Origin of the sequence: Enterobacter sp. 04-C-12-SI-ECC, assembly GCF_047530715.1 — a bacterium.
Lineage (GTDB): Bacteria > Pseudomonadota > Gammaproteobacteria > Enterobacterales > Enterobacteriaceae > Enterobacter > Enterobacter bugandensis.
Genome location: NZ_JBLKDI010000002.1, coordinates 413,670 through 429,113, shown reverse-complemented (window position 1 = coordinate 429,113; position 15,444 = coordinate 413,670). Strand labels below are relative to the sequence as shown.

Below are 15,444 nucleotides of genomic sequence, written 5' to 3'. Positions count from 1 at the left end.
GGAATGGGCCGGGGTGAGGGCATCAAGCCGCACCTCACTCCAGCCGATACACCCAGTCGTCATACCGCACGCCGTCAATCTCATACGCCTTTTCAAGCACCTGCGTGCGCACAAACCCGGCTTTCTCAAGCACCCGCACAGACCTGCCGTTGTCCGCCAGCACGTACGCGTTAATCGCCTTCACGCCGGTCTGGTTGAACGCATAATCACACACCGCGCGCAGCGCCTCGCTGGCGATGCCTTTTCCCTGCGCGGCAGGCACAACCGTGTAGCCGATGTCCGCCTCTTCATGATTCTCAGGGCTGATTTGCAGGCCGATATCGCCCAGCGGCGTATCGTCATCCCGAAAGCGGATCACGAAGACATGCTCCGCCATCAGGCGTGCGGCAAACACGCGTCGGGTCTCTTTCTCAGGCGCAATCGCGGCCATATAGCGCATGATGTCGCTGTTTTCGCGCAGCGAGCGGAAGAACGCCCAGTCAGAGGGTTCGAAAGGGGTGAGGTGAAGTCGGGATGTAGTGATGGTTGCCATTGTTACGCCATTTCATCGGAACATGGCGTATCACTGTAACATATTCAGCGCACCACATCTCCCAGCGCCTCTTCTAAGTCATACCAGCGAAACGCAAACCCCGCCGCTTCCAGCCGTTTTGGCAGCGCGCGCTGACCGCCCAGCACCAGCACGGACGCTTCGCCCATCAACAGGCGAATCGCCGTCGCAGGCACGCGCAATATCGCCGGACGGTGCAGGGCATGCCCCAGCGCGTGGGCAAACTGTTCATTTCGCACCGGATACGGCGCAACCATGTTAAACGGCCCGCGCAGATCGTTATCCAGTAGCCAGATAATGCCGTTAACCATGTCGTCGATATGGATCCACGCCAGGTACTGACGCCCGTTGCCGATCGGCCCGCCGAGCCCCAGCCTGAAGGGCGGAAGCATTTTACCCAGAATGCCGCCTTTCGGCGCAAGCACCACGCCGGTACGCATCAGGCAGACGCGGGTATTATCGCTTTGCGCCGCGCAGGCGATGCGCTCCCACTGGGCGCAGAGTTTATGGGTGAACTCGTTGTGGGGCGGCTCTTCCTCGGTCACCACCACTTCGCCGAGATCGCCGTAATAGCCCGTCGCAGAGCCTGAAATCAGCACCGACGGCGGGGTCTGGCTGTTGCGAATCAGCTCAACCAGCTTCTCGGTGATGTTCCAGCGGCTGCTGCACAACCGCTGTTTCTGCTCTTCGGTCCAGCGCTTATCGGCGATGGGTTCGCCCGCAAGGTTGATGACGGCGTCGAAGCCGTCCAGATTCTGCCGATCGGCCAGCCCTTTCCAGATATCGACCCCCGCGCCCAGCACCTGGCGCGCTTTCTCCGGGCTGCGGGTCACTACGGTAATGTCGTGATGCAGCGCCTGCAAACGCGCAATGAGATGGCGCCCAATCAGGCCTGTACCGCCGGTCAGCAGAATCTTCATACAACCTCCAGGTTTACGCCTGGCGTCGCCAGCTTAACGTCATGGAGACGGAGTCGGCATAGCGCAGGGCGTGAAGTTTATCGATCTCTACTTCAGCATAAGTGACCCAGTGGTGATCGCGTGCGATATCGAGCACATCCTGGGTTAATTTTTCCAGCAGCGAGAAGCGGTTGTTTTCCACGTACTGGATGATGTTTTTAGTGATCGTGCGATAGTTCAGCGCGTCATTGATGTCTTCACTGGCCCGCGCTTTGTCTGCCGGGTAGTGAATCACCACATTAATGACAATATCCTGACGGTTGGCAATCTCTTCCTCTTTGATACCAATGAACGTGCGCAAGCGTAAATTTTTTATACGAATAATAGCGTCTGGCTGTGACATTGCAGGTCTTCTCCGTGTCAGTATTTCCCGCCCATAATACATGAGAGCCTCTCAGCCACCCAGCCTCATAGGTGATTAAACCTGCTGGATTTTTTGCATTGCGCGTTCGGTGGCCGGGCGGGTCCGGATACGCTCAAACCAGTTGTTCACCGCCGGGTAAGACGCTAAGTCAATCCGGTGTTTATCATGCGTATTTACCCACGGCCAGCAGGCGATATCGGCAATGCTGTAATGGTCGCCCCCGAGCCACGGCGTTTTCTCCAGCCGCTGGTTCAGAACGCCGTAAAGACGCTGGGTTTCAACCTGATATCGCTCAATGGCGTAAGGAATGGTCTGCGGCGCGAAGGCGGTGAAGTGGTGGTTCTGCCCCAGCATCGGCCCAAAGCCGCTTGACTGCCAGAAAAGCCACTGCAGAGTGTGGTGACGCTCGCGCAGTTCACCGCTCAGCAGCTTGCCGGTTTTCTCTGCCAGATAAAGCAAAATTTCACCGGATTCAAACAGGCTTAACGGCCTGCCTCCGTCCGCCGGCTGGCTATCAATAATGGCCGGAATTTTATTGTTGGGCGAGATAGCTAAAAACACAGGGTTGAACTGTTCGCCTTTGCTGATATCCACGCGGATGATTCTGTAATCCAGTTCGGCTTCTTCGAGAAAGAGGGTGATCTTGTGGCCGTTTGGGGTAGGGGCGTAATAAAGGTCAATCATTCTCAACTCCTGTCCATGCAAATAGTGGTGCCATGACAAATGAGTATAGGTGCTTGTTGTAAATCGTGAGTTTTCATCAAGTGACAGCGAAGCAAAGAGATTATATGTTGAGTAAAAACCGATCAGCCGATGAGGATGTTATGAACCAGCCCGTAATTACGTTGTGGTCCGATGCAAATTTCTTTTCTCCCTATGTTATGAGCGTTTACGTCGCGCTGGCCGAAAAGGGGCTCTCTTTTACGCTGAAGACCGTCGATCTCGACGGTGGTGAACACCTCAAACCCCAGTGGCAGGGTTACGACCTGACGCGACGCGTGCCGGTGCTGGAACTGGATGGTTTTGCACTGAGCGAATCCTCGGCGATCGATGAATATCTGGAAGATCGTTTTGCGCCGCCGGAGTGGGAGCGCATCTATCCTCACGATCTGCAAAAGCGCGCCCGCGCCCGGCAGATCCAGGCGTGGCTGCGTAGCGACCTGGTGCCGATTCGCGTCGAGCGCTCCACGGATGTCGTGTTTGCCGGTGTGAAAAAGCCAGCGCTCAGCGCAGAAGGCGTCGACAGCGCGCAAAAGCTGATTGAAACTGCAGCCTCGCTGCTCGCTCACGGCAACCCGAACCTGTTCGGTGAATGGTGTATTGCCGATACCGATCTGGCGCTGATGCTGAACCGTTTGATCCTCAACGGCGATGAGGTCCCTCAAATGCTGGTGGACTATGCGGCGTTCCAGTGGCAGCGAGCCTCCGTACAGCGCTATGTGGCACTCTCCGCTAAGCGCGCGGGCTGATAAGCCCTGACGCTTCAGGTATGATAAGGGGAGTTTTTTTACCAGGGAGTGACGGATGAAACTGATGTTTGCGTCAGATATCCATGGATCGCTGCCCGCGACCGAGCGAGTGCTTTCTCTGTTTTCGCAAAGCGGGGCTCAATGGCTGGTGATTCTGGGGGATGTGTTAAATCATGGTCCGCGTAATGCGCTGCCGGAAGGCTATGCCCCGGCGCAGGTGGCGGAAAAGCTTAACCCGTTTGCCTCGCGCATTATCGCCGTTCGCGGTAATTGCGACAGCGAAGTCGACCAGATGCTGCTGCATTTTCCCCTTACCGCGCCATGGCAACAGGTTCTGCTGGAAAACAGCCGCCTGTTTCTGACCCATGGACACCTTTTCGGCCCGGATAATCTCCCGGCGCTCGCGGCTGGCGATGTCCTGGTTTACGGCCATACTCATATTCCGGTGGCTGAAAAACGCGGTGAGATTTATCACTTTAATCCGGGGTCGGTCAGCATCCCGAAAGGCGGATATCCTGCGAGCTATGGCCTGCTGGATGGAAATACCCTGAGCGTTATCGCACTTAATGATCAGCAAGTTATTGCGCAGGTAGCGATTAATCCGTAAGTTACACCACAACTGCAAACGCGCCGAAAGAGCGCTTAGACGAGAAGGTTTCCCGATGGTGGAGCAGAATCATTTGGCAAGTACTGAATGGGTTGACATTGTCAGCGAAGAAAATGAAGTGATCGCGCAGGCGAGCCGCGAACAAATGCGTGCAGAGCGCCTGCGTCACCGTGCAACGTACATCGTTGTGCATGACGGCATGGGCAAGATTCTGGTCCAGCGCCGCACGGACACCAAAGATTTTCTTCCGGGCATGCTTGATGCCACCGCAGGCGGCGTCGTGCAGGCCGATGAAGTGCTGCTGGATTCCGCACGTCGTGAAGCGGAAGAAGAGTTAGGTATCGCCGGGGTGCCGTTTGCCGAGCACGGGCAGTTCTATTTCGAAGACGAACATTGCCGCGTCTGGGGTGGACTGTTTAGCTGCGTTTCCCATGGGCCTTTCGCCCTGCAGGAAGAGGAAGTGAGCGAAGTCTGCTGGATGACGCCGGAAGAGATTACCGCCCGCTGCGACGAGTTCACGCCGGATTCGTTAAAAGCGCTGGCGCTGTGGATGACCCGCAACGCCAAAAACGAATCCGCTAAGCCGGAAAACAAAGCGGAAAAAGAGGAAGAGGCTGAGTAAGCCTTAACAGCTTTCCCGCAGGCACAGGCTGGACGCGATGGTTTTTTGGTCGCGCCAGTCTCCGTCATTCAGACGTTCCAGTAGCGCTTTACCTGCCTCAATCCCAATCTTTCGATGCGGTACCGCCATCGTCGTCAGCGGCGGCTGGCAGACGCGGCTCACGTCGCTATCGCCAAAGCCCACGACAGCCAGATCGTCCGGCACTTTAATGCGTCGACGCTGACACTCATACAGCGCGCCGCAGGCCAGCTCGTCTGATACGCACACCAGCGCATCCAGCTCCGGCCACGCCAGCAAGAACTCTGGCAGCTGTGCCGCGCCGGTCGAGAAGCTCGGCGGCATCGCCGCGTTAATCACCCGGTTCGGCGACAGATGATGGCGCAGCATCGCCTTGTACCAGCCCTGCAAATGCTGCTGGAAAATCCACTGCTCCTGGTTGGCGCACAGCAGGCCGATATTCTGGTAGCCGCGCCTAATCACCATTTCCGTCAGCTCGTACATGGCCGCCACGTTATCGATCCCGATATTCATATCGATCGGATCGGCGCGCATCGCACCCATCTCCATTACCGGAATCGAGGCGTTTTTCAGCCAGTGGCGAACGGTGTCGGTGTGCTCGACGCTGAGCAAAATCGCGGCGGCGATATTTGACGCCAGCAGGGTCTCAAGCAGCTTCTCTTCCTGCTCAAGCCGATGCTGGGACTCTGCCAGCATAATCTGGTATCCGGCGGGCTGCAGCACCTGCTGTAGGCCCGCAAACATTTCAGAGCAACCGGCTTCGGAAAGGTTGGGAACAACCATCGCAATCGTCCATGAGGACGCGGATGCCAGTGCGCTGGCGGCGAGATTGGGCATATAGCCCAGCTCCTGCACCGCAGCTTCAATTTTTTCACGCAGTTTATCGGAAACCTGTTCGGGCGTGCGGAGCGCACGGGAGACGGTCATCGTGCCGACTCCGGCAAGCTGCGCGACATCAGCGAGCGTGACTTTTCCGGTACTGCGCCGTTTTCGGGTTAAAGACATACACCTTCCTGCTGACCAGACGCGTTCTTTTTTCCTTCATTTCAGGTGACAGGCAGTATACGCCTTAAATCCCTTTTTTTGCTGTGATTTCACACCATGATTACATTTTGATAGCGCTATCACATTTCTGCATGTTGGTAATTGGTAGCGCTATCTTTGTGATCGCGATCGCAGTCAATGATTGATGGGTTGAATAAAGTTTGCCCATCTTTAGCGTTTGGCGGGAGGGAAAATGCTCAAAAAGTGGATATATGATACAACCATCACGCTGCAGGATAGCGTGGAAAGCTGGCCACAGGCGCTGGAGATATGCGCGAAACCGCTGCTAGATCTGCAGGTAATTGCACCGGAATACGTGACGGCAATCATTCAGCAGCACCATACGTTAGGACCCTATTATGTGCTGGCACCAGGGCTAGCCATGCCGCATGCGCGGCCGGAGGAAGGCGCCAAAGGACTGGGTTTGTCATTACTAAAACTAAAACAGGGCGTCTCTTTTGGTGCCGGAGAGTTTGACCCTGTCGATCTGATTATTATGCTCGCGGCACCAGATAAACATAGCCATATCGAAATGATATCCGCGCTCGCTGAATTATTTTCTAGCGACGAAGATATGGCGAAATTACATCAGGCGAATACCCTGGAGGACATTAAAGCCATTATTGACCGCTTCTGATTTAATTTTTTAATCCGATTATTCACAACATTACGCGCCAGCGTGATGGGGCGTGCTCTACTCAAAATAAGGGGACAACAATGAAAATCATGGCTATTTGCGGTTCTGGCCTGGGCAGCAGTTTTATGGTCGAAATGAACATTAAAAAAGTGCTTAAAAAGCTGGACATTGAGGCCGAGGTTGAACACTCCGATCTCTCCTCCGCCACGCCGGGCGCGGCGGACCTGTTCGTGATGGCGAAAGACATTGCGGCCAGCGCCAGCGTGCCGGAAAGCCAGCTGGTGGTGCTCAACAACATCATTGATATCAACGAACTCGAAGCGCAGCTGCGCGCCTGGTTCGACAGACAATAACCCTGATAAGGCGAGGTGGATATGTTTATCCTTGAAACGCTGAATTTCGTTGTCGATATTTTAAAAGTCCCTTCGGTGCTGGTGGGTTTAATTGCGTTAATTGGTCTGGTCGCGCAGAAAAAAGCATTTTCTGATGTCGTAAAAGGCACAATTAAAACGATTCTCGGCTTTATTGTACTGGGCGGTGGCGCCACGGTGTTGGTGGGGTCGTTAAACCCGTTAGGCGGCATGTTTGAGCACGCTTTTAATATCCAGGGCATTATTCCAAACAATGAAGCGATTGTGTCGATCGCGCTGGAAAAATACGGTGCCTCGACCGCGCTGATCATGGCCTTCGGCATGGTGGCGAACATTGTCGTCGCGCGCTTTACCCGCCTGAAGTACATCTTCCTGACCGGGCACCACACCTTCTACATGGCGTGCATGATCGGCGTGATCCTGACGGTCGCGGGCTTTGAAGGGGTGGGGCTGGTCTTTACCGGTTCACTGATCCTCGGCCTGATTATGGCCTTTTTCCCGGCGATTGCGCAGCGCTATATGAAGCGTATTACCGGCAACGATGAGATCGCCTTCGGTCATTTCGGTACGCTGGGCTACGTGCTGTCCGGCTGGATTGGCAGCAGGGTCGGCAAAGGCTCGCGCTCCACCGAAGAGATGAACCTGCCGAAAAACCTCAGCTTCCTGCGCGACAGTTCGATCTCCATCTCCCTGACCATGATGATTATCTACCTGATCATGGCGGTGAGCGCCGGACGCGAGTACGTCGAGGCCACCTTCAGCGGCGGGCAAAACTACCTGGTCTACGCCATCATCATGGCGATCACCTTCGCGGCGGGCGTGTTCATCATCCTGCAGGGCGTGCGCCTGATTCTGGCGGAAATCGTCCCGGCCTTTACCGGCTTTTCGGAAAAACTGGTGCCGAACGCGCGTCCGGCGCTGGACTGCCCGGTGGTCTACCCGTATGCGCCAAACGCGGTGCTGATTGGCTTCCTGTTCAGCTTCCTCGGGGGAATTGTGGGGTTGTTGATCTGCGGTCAGTTTAGCTGGGTGCTGATCCTGCCGGGCGTAGTGCCGCACTTCTTCACCGGCGCAACGGCGGGCGTGTTCGGTAACGCCACCGGTGGACGCCGCGGGGCAATGATAGGCGCCTTTGCTAACGGCCTGCTGATTACCTTCCTCCCGGTCCTGCTGCTGCCGGTACTGGGTGCGATTGGCTTTGCTAACACCACCTTCTCGGACGCCGACTTCGGCGCGGTCGGGATTGTGCTGGGCAACCTGGCGCGCTTCCTGTCACCGCTTGCCATCACCGGGCTGGTTGTGGCGCTGTTCGCGTTGCTGGTGGCCTACAACATCTTCGCGAAAAACAAACCTGCGGGTAGTAACGCGCAGGAAAATACCGGAGCCAAATCATGAATGAGAACGAGATAACCGAACTGGCGCGTCAGATCCGTCTTGAAACCCTCAAATCCCTGACGCAGTTGGGCTTTGGGCACTACGGCGGCAGCATGTCGGTGGTGGAAACCCTGGCGGTGCTGTACGGCGCCGTGATGAAGATCGACCCGGCAGATCCGGACTGGCCTGAGCGCGATTACTTTGTGCTGTCGAAAGGTCATGCAGGCCCGGCGCTCTACAGCACCCTGGCGATTAAGGGCTACTTCCCGGTTGAAGAGCTGAGCACGCTGAACCAGAACGGCACGCGTCTGCCCAGCCACCCGGACCGCCTGAAAACGCGCGGCGTGGATGCTACCACCGGCTCGCTGGGGCAGGGGATCTCCATTGCGGGCGGTATGGCACTCTCGCACAGGCTGGCCGGGCGGCCGAATCGGGTCTTCTGCATCGTCGGTGACGGCGAGCTGAACGAGGGGCAGTGCTGGGAAGCGTTCCAGTTTATCGCTCACCATCGTCTGAACAACCTGACCGTGTTCGTGGACTGGAACAAACAGCAGCTCGACGGCGAACTGGACGAAATCATCTGTGCCTTCGACCTGGAGGGCAAATTCCGCGCCTTTGGCTTTGACGTGGTGACGGTCAAAGGGGACGACATTCCGGCACTGCTGAAGGTGACTTCAAGGGTACCGGAGGCCGATGCGCGTCCGCGGGTGGTGATCCTCGACAGCATCAAAGGGCAGGGGGTGCCGTACCTGGAACAGCTCAGCAACTCGCACCACCTGCGATTAACCGCGGAGAGCAAAGCGGCCCTCAATGAGACCATTCGCCAACTGGAGGCTTCACATGATTAAGGTTGCACCGGCAGGACAGAAAGACGCCGTTGAGATGCGCAAGGTCTACGCGGGCTTTGTGGCAAAGCAGATTGAGGCCGGCAGCGAGATTATCGCCCTGGAAGCGGACCTGATGAGCTCAATGGCGATGGACGGCGTAGCGCGCGATTATCCGCAGCACGTGATTAACTGCGGCATTATGGAGGCCAACGTCATCGGCACTGCGGCGGGCCTGTCGCTCACCGGCCGTAAGCCGTTCGTGCACACCTTCACCGCGTTTGCCAGCCGTCGCTGCTTCGACCAGCTGTTTATGTCCCTGGACTACCAGCGCAACAACGTGAAGGTGATTGCCTCGGATGCGGGCGTGACGGCCTGCCACAACGGCGGGACGCACATGTCCTTCGAGGATATGGGCATCGTGCGCGGTCTGGCGCATTCGGTGGTGCTGGAAGTCACCGATGCGGTGATGTTCGAGGATGTGCTGCGCCAGCTTATCGATCTCGAAGGCTTCTACTGGGTGCGCACCATCCGCAAGCAGGCGCCGAGCGTCTATGCGCCGGGCTCAACCTTCACCATTGGCAAAGGCAACGTGTTGCGCGAGGGAAGCGATATCACGCTGATTGCCAACGGCATCATGGTGGCGGAAGCGCTGGAGGCGGCGCGCCAGCTTGAACAGGAGGGGGTAAGTGCGGCGGTCATCGACATGTTTACCCTGAAGCCTATCGATCGGATGCTGGTGAAAAACTATGCCGAGAAAACCGGGCGCATCGTCACCTGCGAAAACCACAGTATTCACAACGGTCTCGGGTCAGCGGTGGCGGAAGTGCTGGTGGAGACCTGCCCGGTGCCGATGCGTCGCGTGGGCGTGAAGGAGCGTTACGGCCAGGTGGGCACACAGGACTTCCTGCAAAAAGAGTATGGCCTGACGGCGCATGACATTGTGTCGGCGGCGCGGGAGCTGCTGTAATAAAAAAAGGCGACCGTGTGGTCGCCTTTTTGTTGCCCGGTGGCGCTGGCGCTTACCGGGCCTAAGGTTCTGTAGGCCGGATAAGCGAAGCGCCATCCGGCAAAACATTACTGCTGCTGCGAAGACTGAATCGCCGTCAGCGCGATGGTGTAGACGATATCGTCAACCAGCGCACCACGGGACAGGTCGTTCACAGGCTTGCGCATGCCCTGCAGCATTGGCCCGATGGAGATCAGGTCGGCAGAACGCTGTACCGCTTTATAAGTGGTGTTACCGGTGTTCAGATCCGGGAAGATGAACACGGTAGCGCGACCGGCAACCGGAGAGTTTGGCGCTTTGGATTTCGCCACGTCAGCCATTACCGCGGCGTCGTACTGCAGCGGGCCGTCGATCATCAGATCGGGACGTTTTTCCTGCGCAATACGGGTCGCTTCACGGACTTTCTCTACGTCGCTACCTGCACCAGAGGTGCCGGTGGAGTAGGAGAGCATTGCTACGCGTGGTTCAATACCGAAGGCAGTCGCGGAGTCCGCAGACTGGATAGCGATTTCTGCCAGCTGTTCTGCGGTAGGATCCGGGTTGATCGCGCAGTCGCCGTAAACGTAAACCTGTTCAGGCAGCAGCATGAAGAACACGGAGGAGACCAGCGAGCTGCCCGGTGCGGTTTTGATCAGCTGCAACGGTGGACGGATGGTGTTCGCGGTGGTGTGAACCGCACCGGAAACCAGACCGTCAACTTCGTCCTGCTCCAGCATCAGCGTGCCCAGCACGACGTTGTCTTCCAGCTGCTCGCGCGCAACGGCTTCGGTCATGCCCTTGTTCTTACGCAGCTCAACCAGACGGGCAACGTAGCTTTCGCGAACCACTTCCGGGTCAACGATTTCGATGCCTGTGCCCAGCTCAACGCCCTGAGACGCCGCAACGCGGTTGATCTCGTCCGGGTTACCCAGCAGCACGCAGGTCGCGATGCCGCGCTCTGCACAGATGGCCGCCGCTTTAACGGTACGTGGCTCGTCGCCTTCTGGCAGAACCACGCGTTTGCCCGCTTTACGCGCCAGCTCGGTCAGCTGGTAGCGGAAGGCTGGAGGAGACAGACGGCGGCTGCGCTCGGAGGTAGCAGTCAGGGATTCAATCCAGTCTGCGTTGATGTAGCCCGCAACGTATTCCTGAACTTTCTCGATACGCTCGTGGTCATCAACCGGCACTTCCAGGTTGAAGCTTTGCAGGCTCAGAGAGGTCTGCCAGGTGTTGGTGTTCACCATGAAGACTGGCAGGCCGGTAGCGAACGCACGTTCGCACAGCTTGCTGATGCGTGCGTCCATTTCGTAGCCGCCGGTCAGCAGAATTGCACCGATTTCCACGCCGTTCATCGCCGCCAGGCAGGCAGCAACCAGCACGTCCGGACGGTCTGCGGAGGTCACCAGCAGGGAACCTGCGCGGAAGTGCTCCAGCATGTGCGGAATGCTGCGCGCGCAGAAGGTCACGGACTTCACGCGGCGGGTGTTGATATCGCCTTCGTTAACGATGGTCGCGTTCAGGTGACGCGCCATATCGATTGCACGGGTGGCAATCAGATCGAAGCTCCATGGCACTGCGCCGAGTACAGGCAGCGGGCTGGATTCCTGCAGCTTTGCCGGATCAACCTTGATGACTTTCGCTTTGGAAGAGTCGTCGAAGATTTCGGACAGGTCAGGACGCGTACGGCCCTGTTCATCAACCGGTGCGTTCAGTTTGTTAACGATCACGCCGGTGATGCTGGTGTTTTTCGCGCCGCCGAAGCTGCTGCGCGTCAGTTCGATACGCTCTTTCAGCTGCTCTGGGGTATCAGTCCCCTGAGACATCACGAAAACAATCTCTGCGTTCAGGGTTTTCGCGATTTCAAAGTTCAGGGACTGGGCAAACTGGTGTTTGCGGGTCGGGACCAGGCCTTCAACCAGAACCACTTCCGCGTCCTGCGCGTTAGCGTGGTAGTTGGCGATGATCTCTTCCATCAGCACATCTTTCTGGTTGCTGGAGAGCAGAGACTCAACGTGGCTCATCTTCAGCGGTTCAGCCGCAGGAAGATTGGAATTCTTACGCACGATGGTGGTGGTCTGGTCTGGCGCATCGCCACCGGCACGAGGCTGGGCAATAGGCTTAAAGACGCTCAGACGAACGCCTTTGCGTTCCATAGCGCGGATCACGCCGAGGCTGACGCTGGTCAGGCCGACGCTGGTTCCGGTAGGGATCAGCATAATAGTACGGGACACGGTTTATCCTCTTTCGTTACCGCCGCGTTGGGCGGGTTACAAAACAGCACCGCCAGCATTGCTGGCGGTGTGGAATCAGGCAGTCAGGCGGCACGCGTCTTGCGCGATGACCAGCTCTTCGTTAGTTGGGATAACGATAGCCGGGCGGGTGCCTTCTTTGTTGATGAAGCCAGACTTGCCGAAGCGGGCAGCCAGGTTACGCTCGTGATCGACTTCGAAGCCAAGAACGCCCAGTTTGCCCAGGGACAGTTCACGTACCATTGCCGCGTTCTCACCGATGCCACCGGTGAAGATAACCGCGTCCAGACGACCGTCCATCAGCGCGGTGTAAGAACCGATGTACTTCGCCAGACGGTGGCAGTAAACGTCCATTGCACGCTTCGCGTCTTCTTTGCTGTCGTAGTTGTCTTCAACATAACGGCAGTCGCTGGTGACTTCGGTCAGACCCAGCAGGCCAGACTCTTTGGTCAGCATTTTGTTGATGTCGTCAACGCTCATGCCCAGAGTGTCGTGCAGGTGGAAGATGATCGCCGGGTCGATGTCACCGGAACGGGTACCCATTACCAGACCTTCCAGCGGGGTCAGACCCATAGAGGTATCAACACATTTACCGTTGCGGATAGCAGAAACAGAACCACCGTTACCCAAGTGGCAGGTGATGATGTTGACTTCTTCAACCGGCTTGTTCAGGACTTTTGCGGCTTCCTGAGTCACATAGAAGTGGCTGGTGCCGTGCGCGCCGTAGCGACGTACGCCGTGCTCTTTGTACAGGCTGTACGGCAGGGCATAGAGGTAAGACTCTTCCGGCATTGTCTGATGGAACGCGGTGTCAAACACGGCCACGTTTTTGTCTTTCAGATTCGGGAAGGACTTCAGCGCTTCAGCGATACCGATCAGGTGCGCCGGGTTATGCAGCGGAGCAAAAGAGGCAGAGTCTTTGATGCCCTGGATAACAGAGTCGTCGATGACAACGGAGCTGGTGTATTTTTCGCCGCCGTGGACGATACGGTGACCAATCGCAGTCAGCTGAGCAGACAGTTCTGGTTTTTGTGCCAGAATAGTGTTAACGATAAAGTTCAGCGCTTCACTGTGAGCGGCGCCTGCACCTAAAGCCGCTTCTTGTTTGCTGCCGTCCATCTTCCACTTGATACGTGCTTCAGGCAGATGGAAACATTCGGCCAAACCAGAGAGGTACTCGTCACCGTTGAGCGCATCGATGATGGCGAATTTCAGTGAAGAGCTACCGCAGTTCAGAACCAGTACTAACTTACTCGACATGGAAGTACCTATAATTGATACGTGGCTAAAAAAACGTCAATGAGCCTAAAAGCGTAACGCAAGCTGACCCAGACGTTTATGATTAACATCATGCCAAACGAACATTCTGGCAGGATGGAAGAAATATCTATGATTTTAAGCCATTTTGAACATTTTTCAGACAATGGCATAATATGCGATAATTTGACGAGTTAACGCTTCTCGTCTACGGCCCTATCAGGCTGGCACAGAATACCCGATACGGGGTAGCGATGACAAAATATTTTGAACGTTGTCATAGCCTGTTGTGGTTTTGCACAAAAATTTTAATTTTTATATGTGAAGTTGAGGTACAGCCATGTCGACACCCGAAATCCCGTCCGTGAGCTTTTTCAGTCTGTTTCGTCGGGGACAGCATTACGCAAAGACGTGGCCAATGGAAAAGCGCCTTGCGCCAATGTTTATTGAGAATCGCACGATCCGCGCCACGCGCTATGCGATTCGCTTTATGCCTCCGGTCGCTATCTTTACTCTGTGCTGGCAAATCGCCCTCGGTGGACAGCTTGGTCCTGCCGTCGCAACGGCGCTCTTCGCGTTAAGCCTGCCGATGCAGGGGCTGTGGTGGTTAGGCAAACGCTCCATTACGCCGCTTCCGCCTTCAATTTTACACTGGTTTTATGAAGTGCGTGGAAAACTGGAGGAGGCCGGGCAGGCGCTGGCCCCGGTTGAAGGCAAGCCGGATTACCAGGCGCTGGCGGACACGTTAAAGCGTGCTTTTAAGCAGCTGGATAAAACATTCCTCGATGACTTGTGATTGATCATCGAAACGACTAACAAAAGAAGGCACAGTAACACACCGTTACCGTGTCTTTTTTTTACAGTGCAATGCGCTACAGGAGTCGAAAGATGGAAATGACCCATGCTCAACGTCTGATTTTGTCTAACCAGTACAAGATGATGACTATGCTTGATCCCGATAACGCTGCGCGCTACAGCCGCCTGCAAACCATCGTCGAACGCGGTTTTGGTTTGCAAATGCGCGAACTGGACCGCGAGTTTGGCGAGCTGAAAGAAGAAACCTGCCGCATCGTGATCGACATTATGGAGATGTATCACGCTCTGCACGTCTCCTGGACGAATCTCAAAGACCAGCAGACCATTGACGAACGTCGCGTGACCTTCTTAGGCTTTGATGCCGCGACGGAAGCGCGCTATCTGAGCTATGTTCGCTTTATGGTGAACACCGAAGGGCGCTACACCCATTTTGATGCGGGAACGCACGGCTTCAACGCCCAAACCCCCATGTGGGATAAATATCAACGTATGCTGAGCGCGTGGCACGCCTGCCCGCGTCAGTACCATTTAAGCAGCAACGAAATTCAACAAATCATTAATGCCTGACGGAGGTGCGTGTGCAGTGTAAAGGTTTTCTGTTTGATCTGGACGGTACGCTGGTGGATTCGCTGCCGGTGGTGGAACGCTCATGGTGTCACTGGGCCGACCGGCACGGCATCGACCATCAGGACGTGCTGAATTTTATCCATGGCAAACAGGCCATTACCTCATTGCGGCACTTTTTAGCGGGGCGTTCTGAGGAAGAGATCCAGGCGGAGTTCAAATACCTGGAGCAGATTGAGGCCACTGACACCGAGGGCATTACCGCGCTGCCCGGGGCGCGCGAACTGCTTGAGCATCTGAATGAAGCGCAAATCCCGTGGGCTATCGTCACCTCCGGCTCTGTTCCGGTCGCGCATGCCCGCCATAAGGCGGCCGGTTTACCGAAGCCAGAGGTGTTCATTACGGCTGAGCGCGTTAAACGCGGCAAGCCGGAGCCGGATGCGTTTCTGCTTGGTGCAGAAATGCTGGGCTTCGCGCCTGCAGAATGTGTGGTGGTGGAAGATGCGGCCGCTGGCGTGCTGGCCGGGCTGAACGCCGGGAGCCACGTCATTGCCGTTAACGTTCCGGCGGGATCTCCACGCCTGGACGAGGCGGACTTTGTGATTCATTCTCTGACGGCGCTGGCGGTGTCAAAAGCGCCCGACGGAGTTGTAACCGTCTCGCTAAAAATGTAATCCCATGATATAGCCCCACGCTGCTGGGGCTTTTTTATGGCAAAATTTCTCATCTTC

At 56.3% G+C, this 15,444-nt stretch carries 18 protein-coding genes; 11 read left to right on the top strand and 7 right to left on the bottom strand.

Annotated features, from left to right (window positions below):
- Positions 1–34: 34 nt before the first annotated feature.
- The 4 genes from ACMWL8_RS05230 to yfcG all read right to left on the bottom strand — a co-directional run bounded on the left by ACMWL8_RS05230 (position 35) and on the right by yfcG (position 2,557).
- Positions 35–532: a GNAT family N-acetyltransferase gene (locus ACMWL8_RS05230; protein WP_045259686.1), complete on the bottom strand. Its 498-nt coding sequence runs from the start codon at positions 530–532 to the stop codon at positions 35–37.
- A gap of 44 nt (positions 533–576) precedes the next feature.
- Positions 577–1,470, bottom strand: a complete 894-nt coding sequence (locus tag ACMWL8_RS05225) for a TIGR01777 family oxidoreductase (RefSeq protein ID WP_045259687.1) — start codon at positions 1,468–1,470, stop codon at positions 577–579.
- A 13-nt stretch (positions 1,471–1,483) separates the two neighbouring features.
- A complete protein-coding gene (gene folX, locus ACMWL8_RS05220; protein WP_028013950.1) occupies positions 1,484–1,852 on the bottom strand; it encodes a dihydroneopterin triphosphate 2'-epimerase in 369 nt (122 codons plus the stop codon).
- Between the two features lie 75 nt (positions 1,853–1,927).
- The gene (gene yfcG / locus ACMWL8_RS05215; RefSeq protein WP_028013949.1) at positions 1,928–2,557 is read right to left on the bottom strand and encodes a GSH-dependent disulfide bond oxidoreductase; all 630 of its coding nucleotides are present in this window, start codon (positions 2,555–2,557) and stop codon (positions 1,928–1,930) included.
- 140 nt (positions 2,558–2,697) lie between these two features.
- Between yfcG and yfcF the strand changes: the two genes are divergently transcribed.
- Genes yfcF through yfcD form a run of 3 tightly spaced genes read left to right on the top strand, consistent with a single transcriptional unit; the run spans position 2,698 to position 4,571 of the window.
- Positions 2,698–3,342 (top strand): glutathione transferase, encoded by a 645-nt coding sequence (gene yfcF, locus ACMWL8_RS05210; RefSeq protein WP_028013948.1) that lies wholly within the window; start codon positions 2,698–2,700, stop codon positions 3,340–3,342.
- A 55-nt stretch (positions 3,343–3,397) separates the two neighbouring features.
- Positions 3,398–3,949, top strand: coding sequence for a phosphodiesterase (gene yfcE / locus ACMWL8_RS05205; RefSeq protein WP_028013947.1), 552 nt, complete (start codon positions 3,398–3,400; stop codon positions 3,947–3,949).
- A gap of 55 nt (positions 3,950–4,004) precedes the next feature.
- Positions 4,005–4,571, top strand: coding sequence for an NUDIX hydrolase YfcD (gene yfcD, locus ACMWL8_RS05200; RefSeq protein WP_006811396.1), 567 nt, complete (start codon positions 4,005–4,007; stop codon positions 4,569–4,571).
- Between the two features lie 3 nt (positions 4,572–4,574).
- Here the strand turns inward: yfcD and ACMWL8_RS05195 are convergent, their stop codons facing one another.
- Positions 4,575–5,594: a LacI family DNA-binding transcriptional regulator gene (locus tag ACMWL8_RS05195; RefSeq protein WP_028013946.1), complete on the bottom strand. Its 1,020-nt coding sequence runs from the start codon at positions 5,592–5,594 to the stop codon at positions 4,575–4,577.
- Between the two features lie 232 nt (positions 5,595–5,826).
- Between ACMWL8_RS05195 and ACMWL8_RS05190 the strand changes: the two genes are divergently transcribed.
- From ACMWL8_RS05190 to ACMWL8_RS05170, 5 genes are all read left to right on the top strand, one after another.
- Positions 5,827–6,270 carry a PTS sugar transporter subunit IIA gene (locus tag ACMWL8_RS05190; protein ID WP_045259688.1) on the top strand — a complete coding sequence of 148 codons (444 nt, stop codon included), beginning with the start codon at positions 5,827–5,829 and terminating at the stop codon, positions 6,268–6,270.
- Between the two features lie 80 nt (positions 6,271–6,350).
- Entirely contained in the window at positions 6,351–6,623 is a 273-nt protein-coding gene (locus ACMWL8_RS05185; protein WP_045259689.1) for a PTS sugar transporter subunit IIB, read from the top strand.
- Between the two features lie 21 nt (positions 6,624–6,644).
- The gene (locus ACMWL8_RS05180; RefSeq protein WP_045259690.1) at positions 6,645–8,036 is read left to right on the top strand and encodes a PTS ascorbate transporter subunit IIC; all 1,392 of its coding nucleotides are present in this window, start codon (positions 6,645–6,647) and stop codon (positions 8,034–8,036) included.
- Positions 8,033–8,863, top strand: a complete 831-nt coding sequence (locus tag ACMWL8_RS05175) for a transketolase (RefSeq protein WP_028013942.1) — start codon at positions 8,033–8,035, stop codon at positions 8,861–8,863. The genes ACMWL8_RS05180 and ACMWL8_RS05175 overlap by 4 nt, the downstream gene beginning before the upstream one ends.
- Positions 8,856–9,809 carry a transketolase family protein gene (locus ACMWL8_RS05170; protein ID WP_045259691.1) on the top strand — a complete coding sequence of 318 codons (954 nt, stop codon included), beginning with the start codon at positions 8,856–8,858 and terminating at the stop codon, positions 9,807–9,809. Before ACMWL8_RS05175 ends, ACMWL8_RS05170 begins: the two co-directional genes overlap by 8 nt.
- A 107-nt stretch (positions 9,810–9,916) precedes the next feature.
- On the opposite strand, the gene pta is transcribed toward ACMWL8_RS05170, so the two are convergent.
- Together pta and ackA are read right to left on the bottom strand one after the other, a co-directional pair.
- The gene (pta, locus tag ACMWL8_RS05165) at positions 9,917–12,058 is read right to left on the bottom strand and encodes a phosphate acetyltransferase (RefSeq protein WP_045259692.1); all 2,142 of its coding nucleotides are present in this window, start codon (positions 12,056–12,058) and stop codon (positions 9,917–9,919) included.
- A gap of 75 nt (positions 12,059–12,133) precedes the next feature.
- Entirely contained in the window at positions 12,134–13,336 is a 1,203-nt protein-coding gene (ackA, locus tag ACMWL8_RS05160; protein ID WP_041908924.1) for an acetate kinase, read from the bottom strand.
- Positions 13,337–13,673: 337 nt separating this feature from the next.
- Between ackA and yfbV the strand changes: the two genes are divergently transcribed.
- The 3 genes from yfbV to ACMWL8_RS05145 all read left to right on the top strand — a co-directional run bounded on the left by yfbV (position 13,674) and on the right by ACMWL8_RS05145 (position 15,387).
- Positions 13,674–14,129 (top strand): terminus macrodomain insulation protein YfbV, encoded by a 456-nt coding sequence (yfbV, locus tag ACMWL8_RS05155; protein ID WP_028013938.1) that lies wholly within the window; start codon positions 13,674–13,676, stop codon positions 14,127–14,129.
- 92 nt (positions 14,130–14,221) lie between these two features.
- Positions 14,222–14,716 carry a YfbU family protein gene (locus ACMWL8_RS05150; protein ID WP_003861461.1) on the top strand — a complete coding sequence of 165 codons (495 nt, stop codon included), beginning with the start codon at positions 14,222–14,224 and terminating at the stop codon, positions 14,714–14,716.
- A gap of 11 nt (positions 14,717–14,727) precedes the next feature.
- Entirely contained in the window at positions 14,728–15,387 is a 660-nt protein-coding gene (locus ACMWL8_RS05145; protein ID WP_041908926.1) for a sugar phosphatase, read from the top strand.
- Positions 15,388–15,444: the final 57 nt, after the last annotated feature.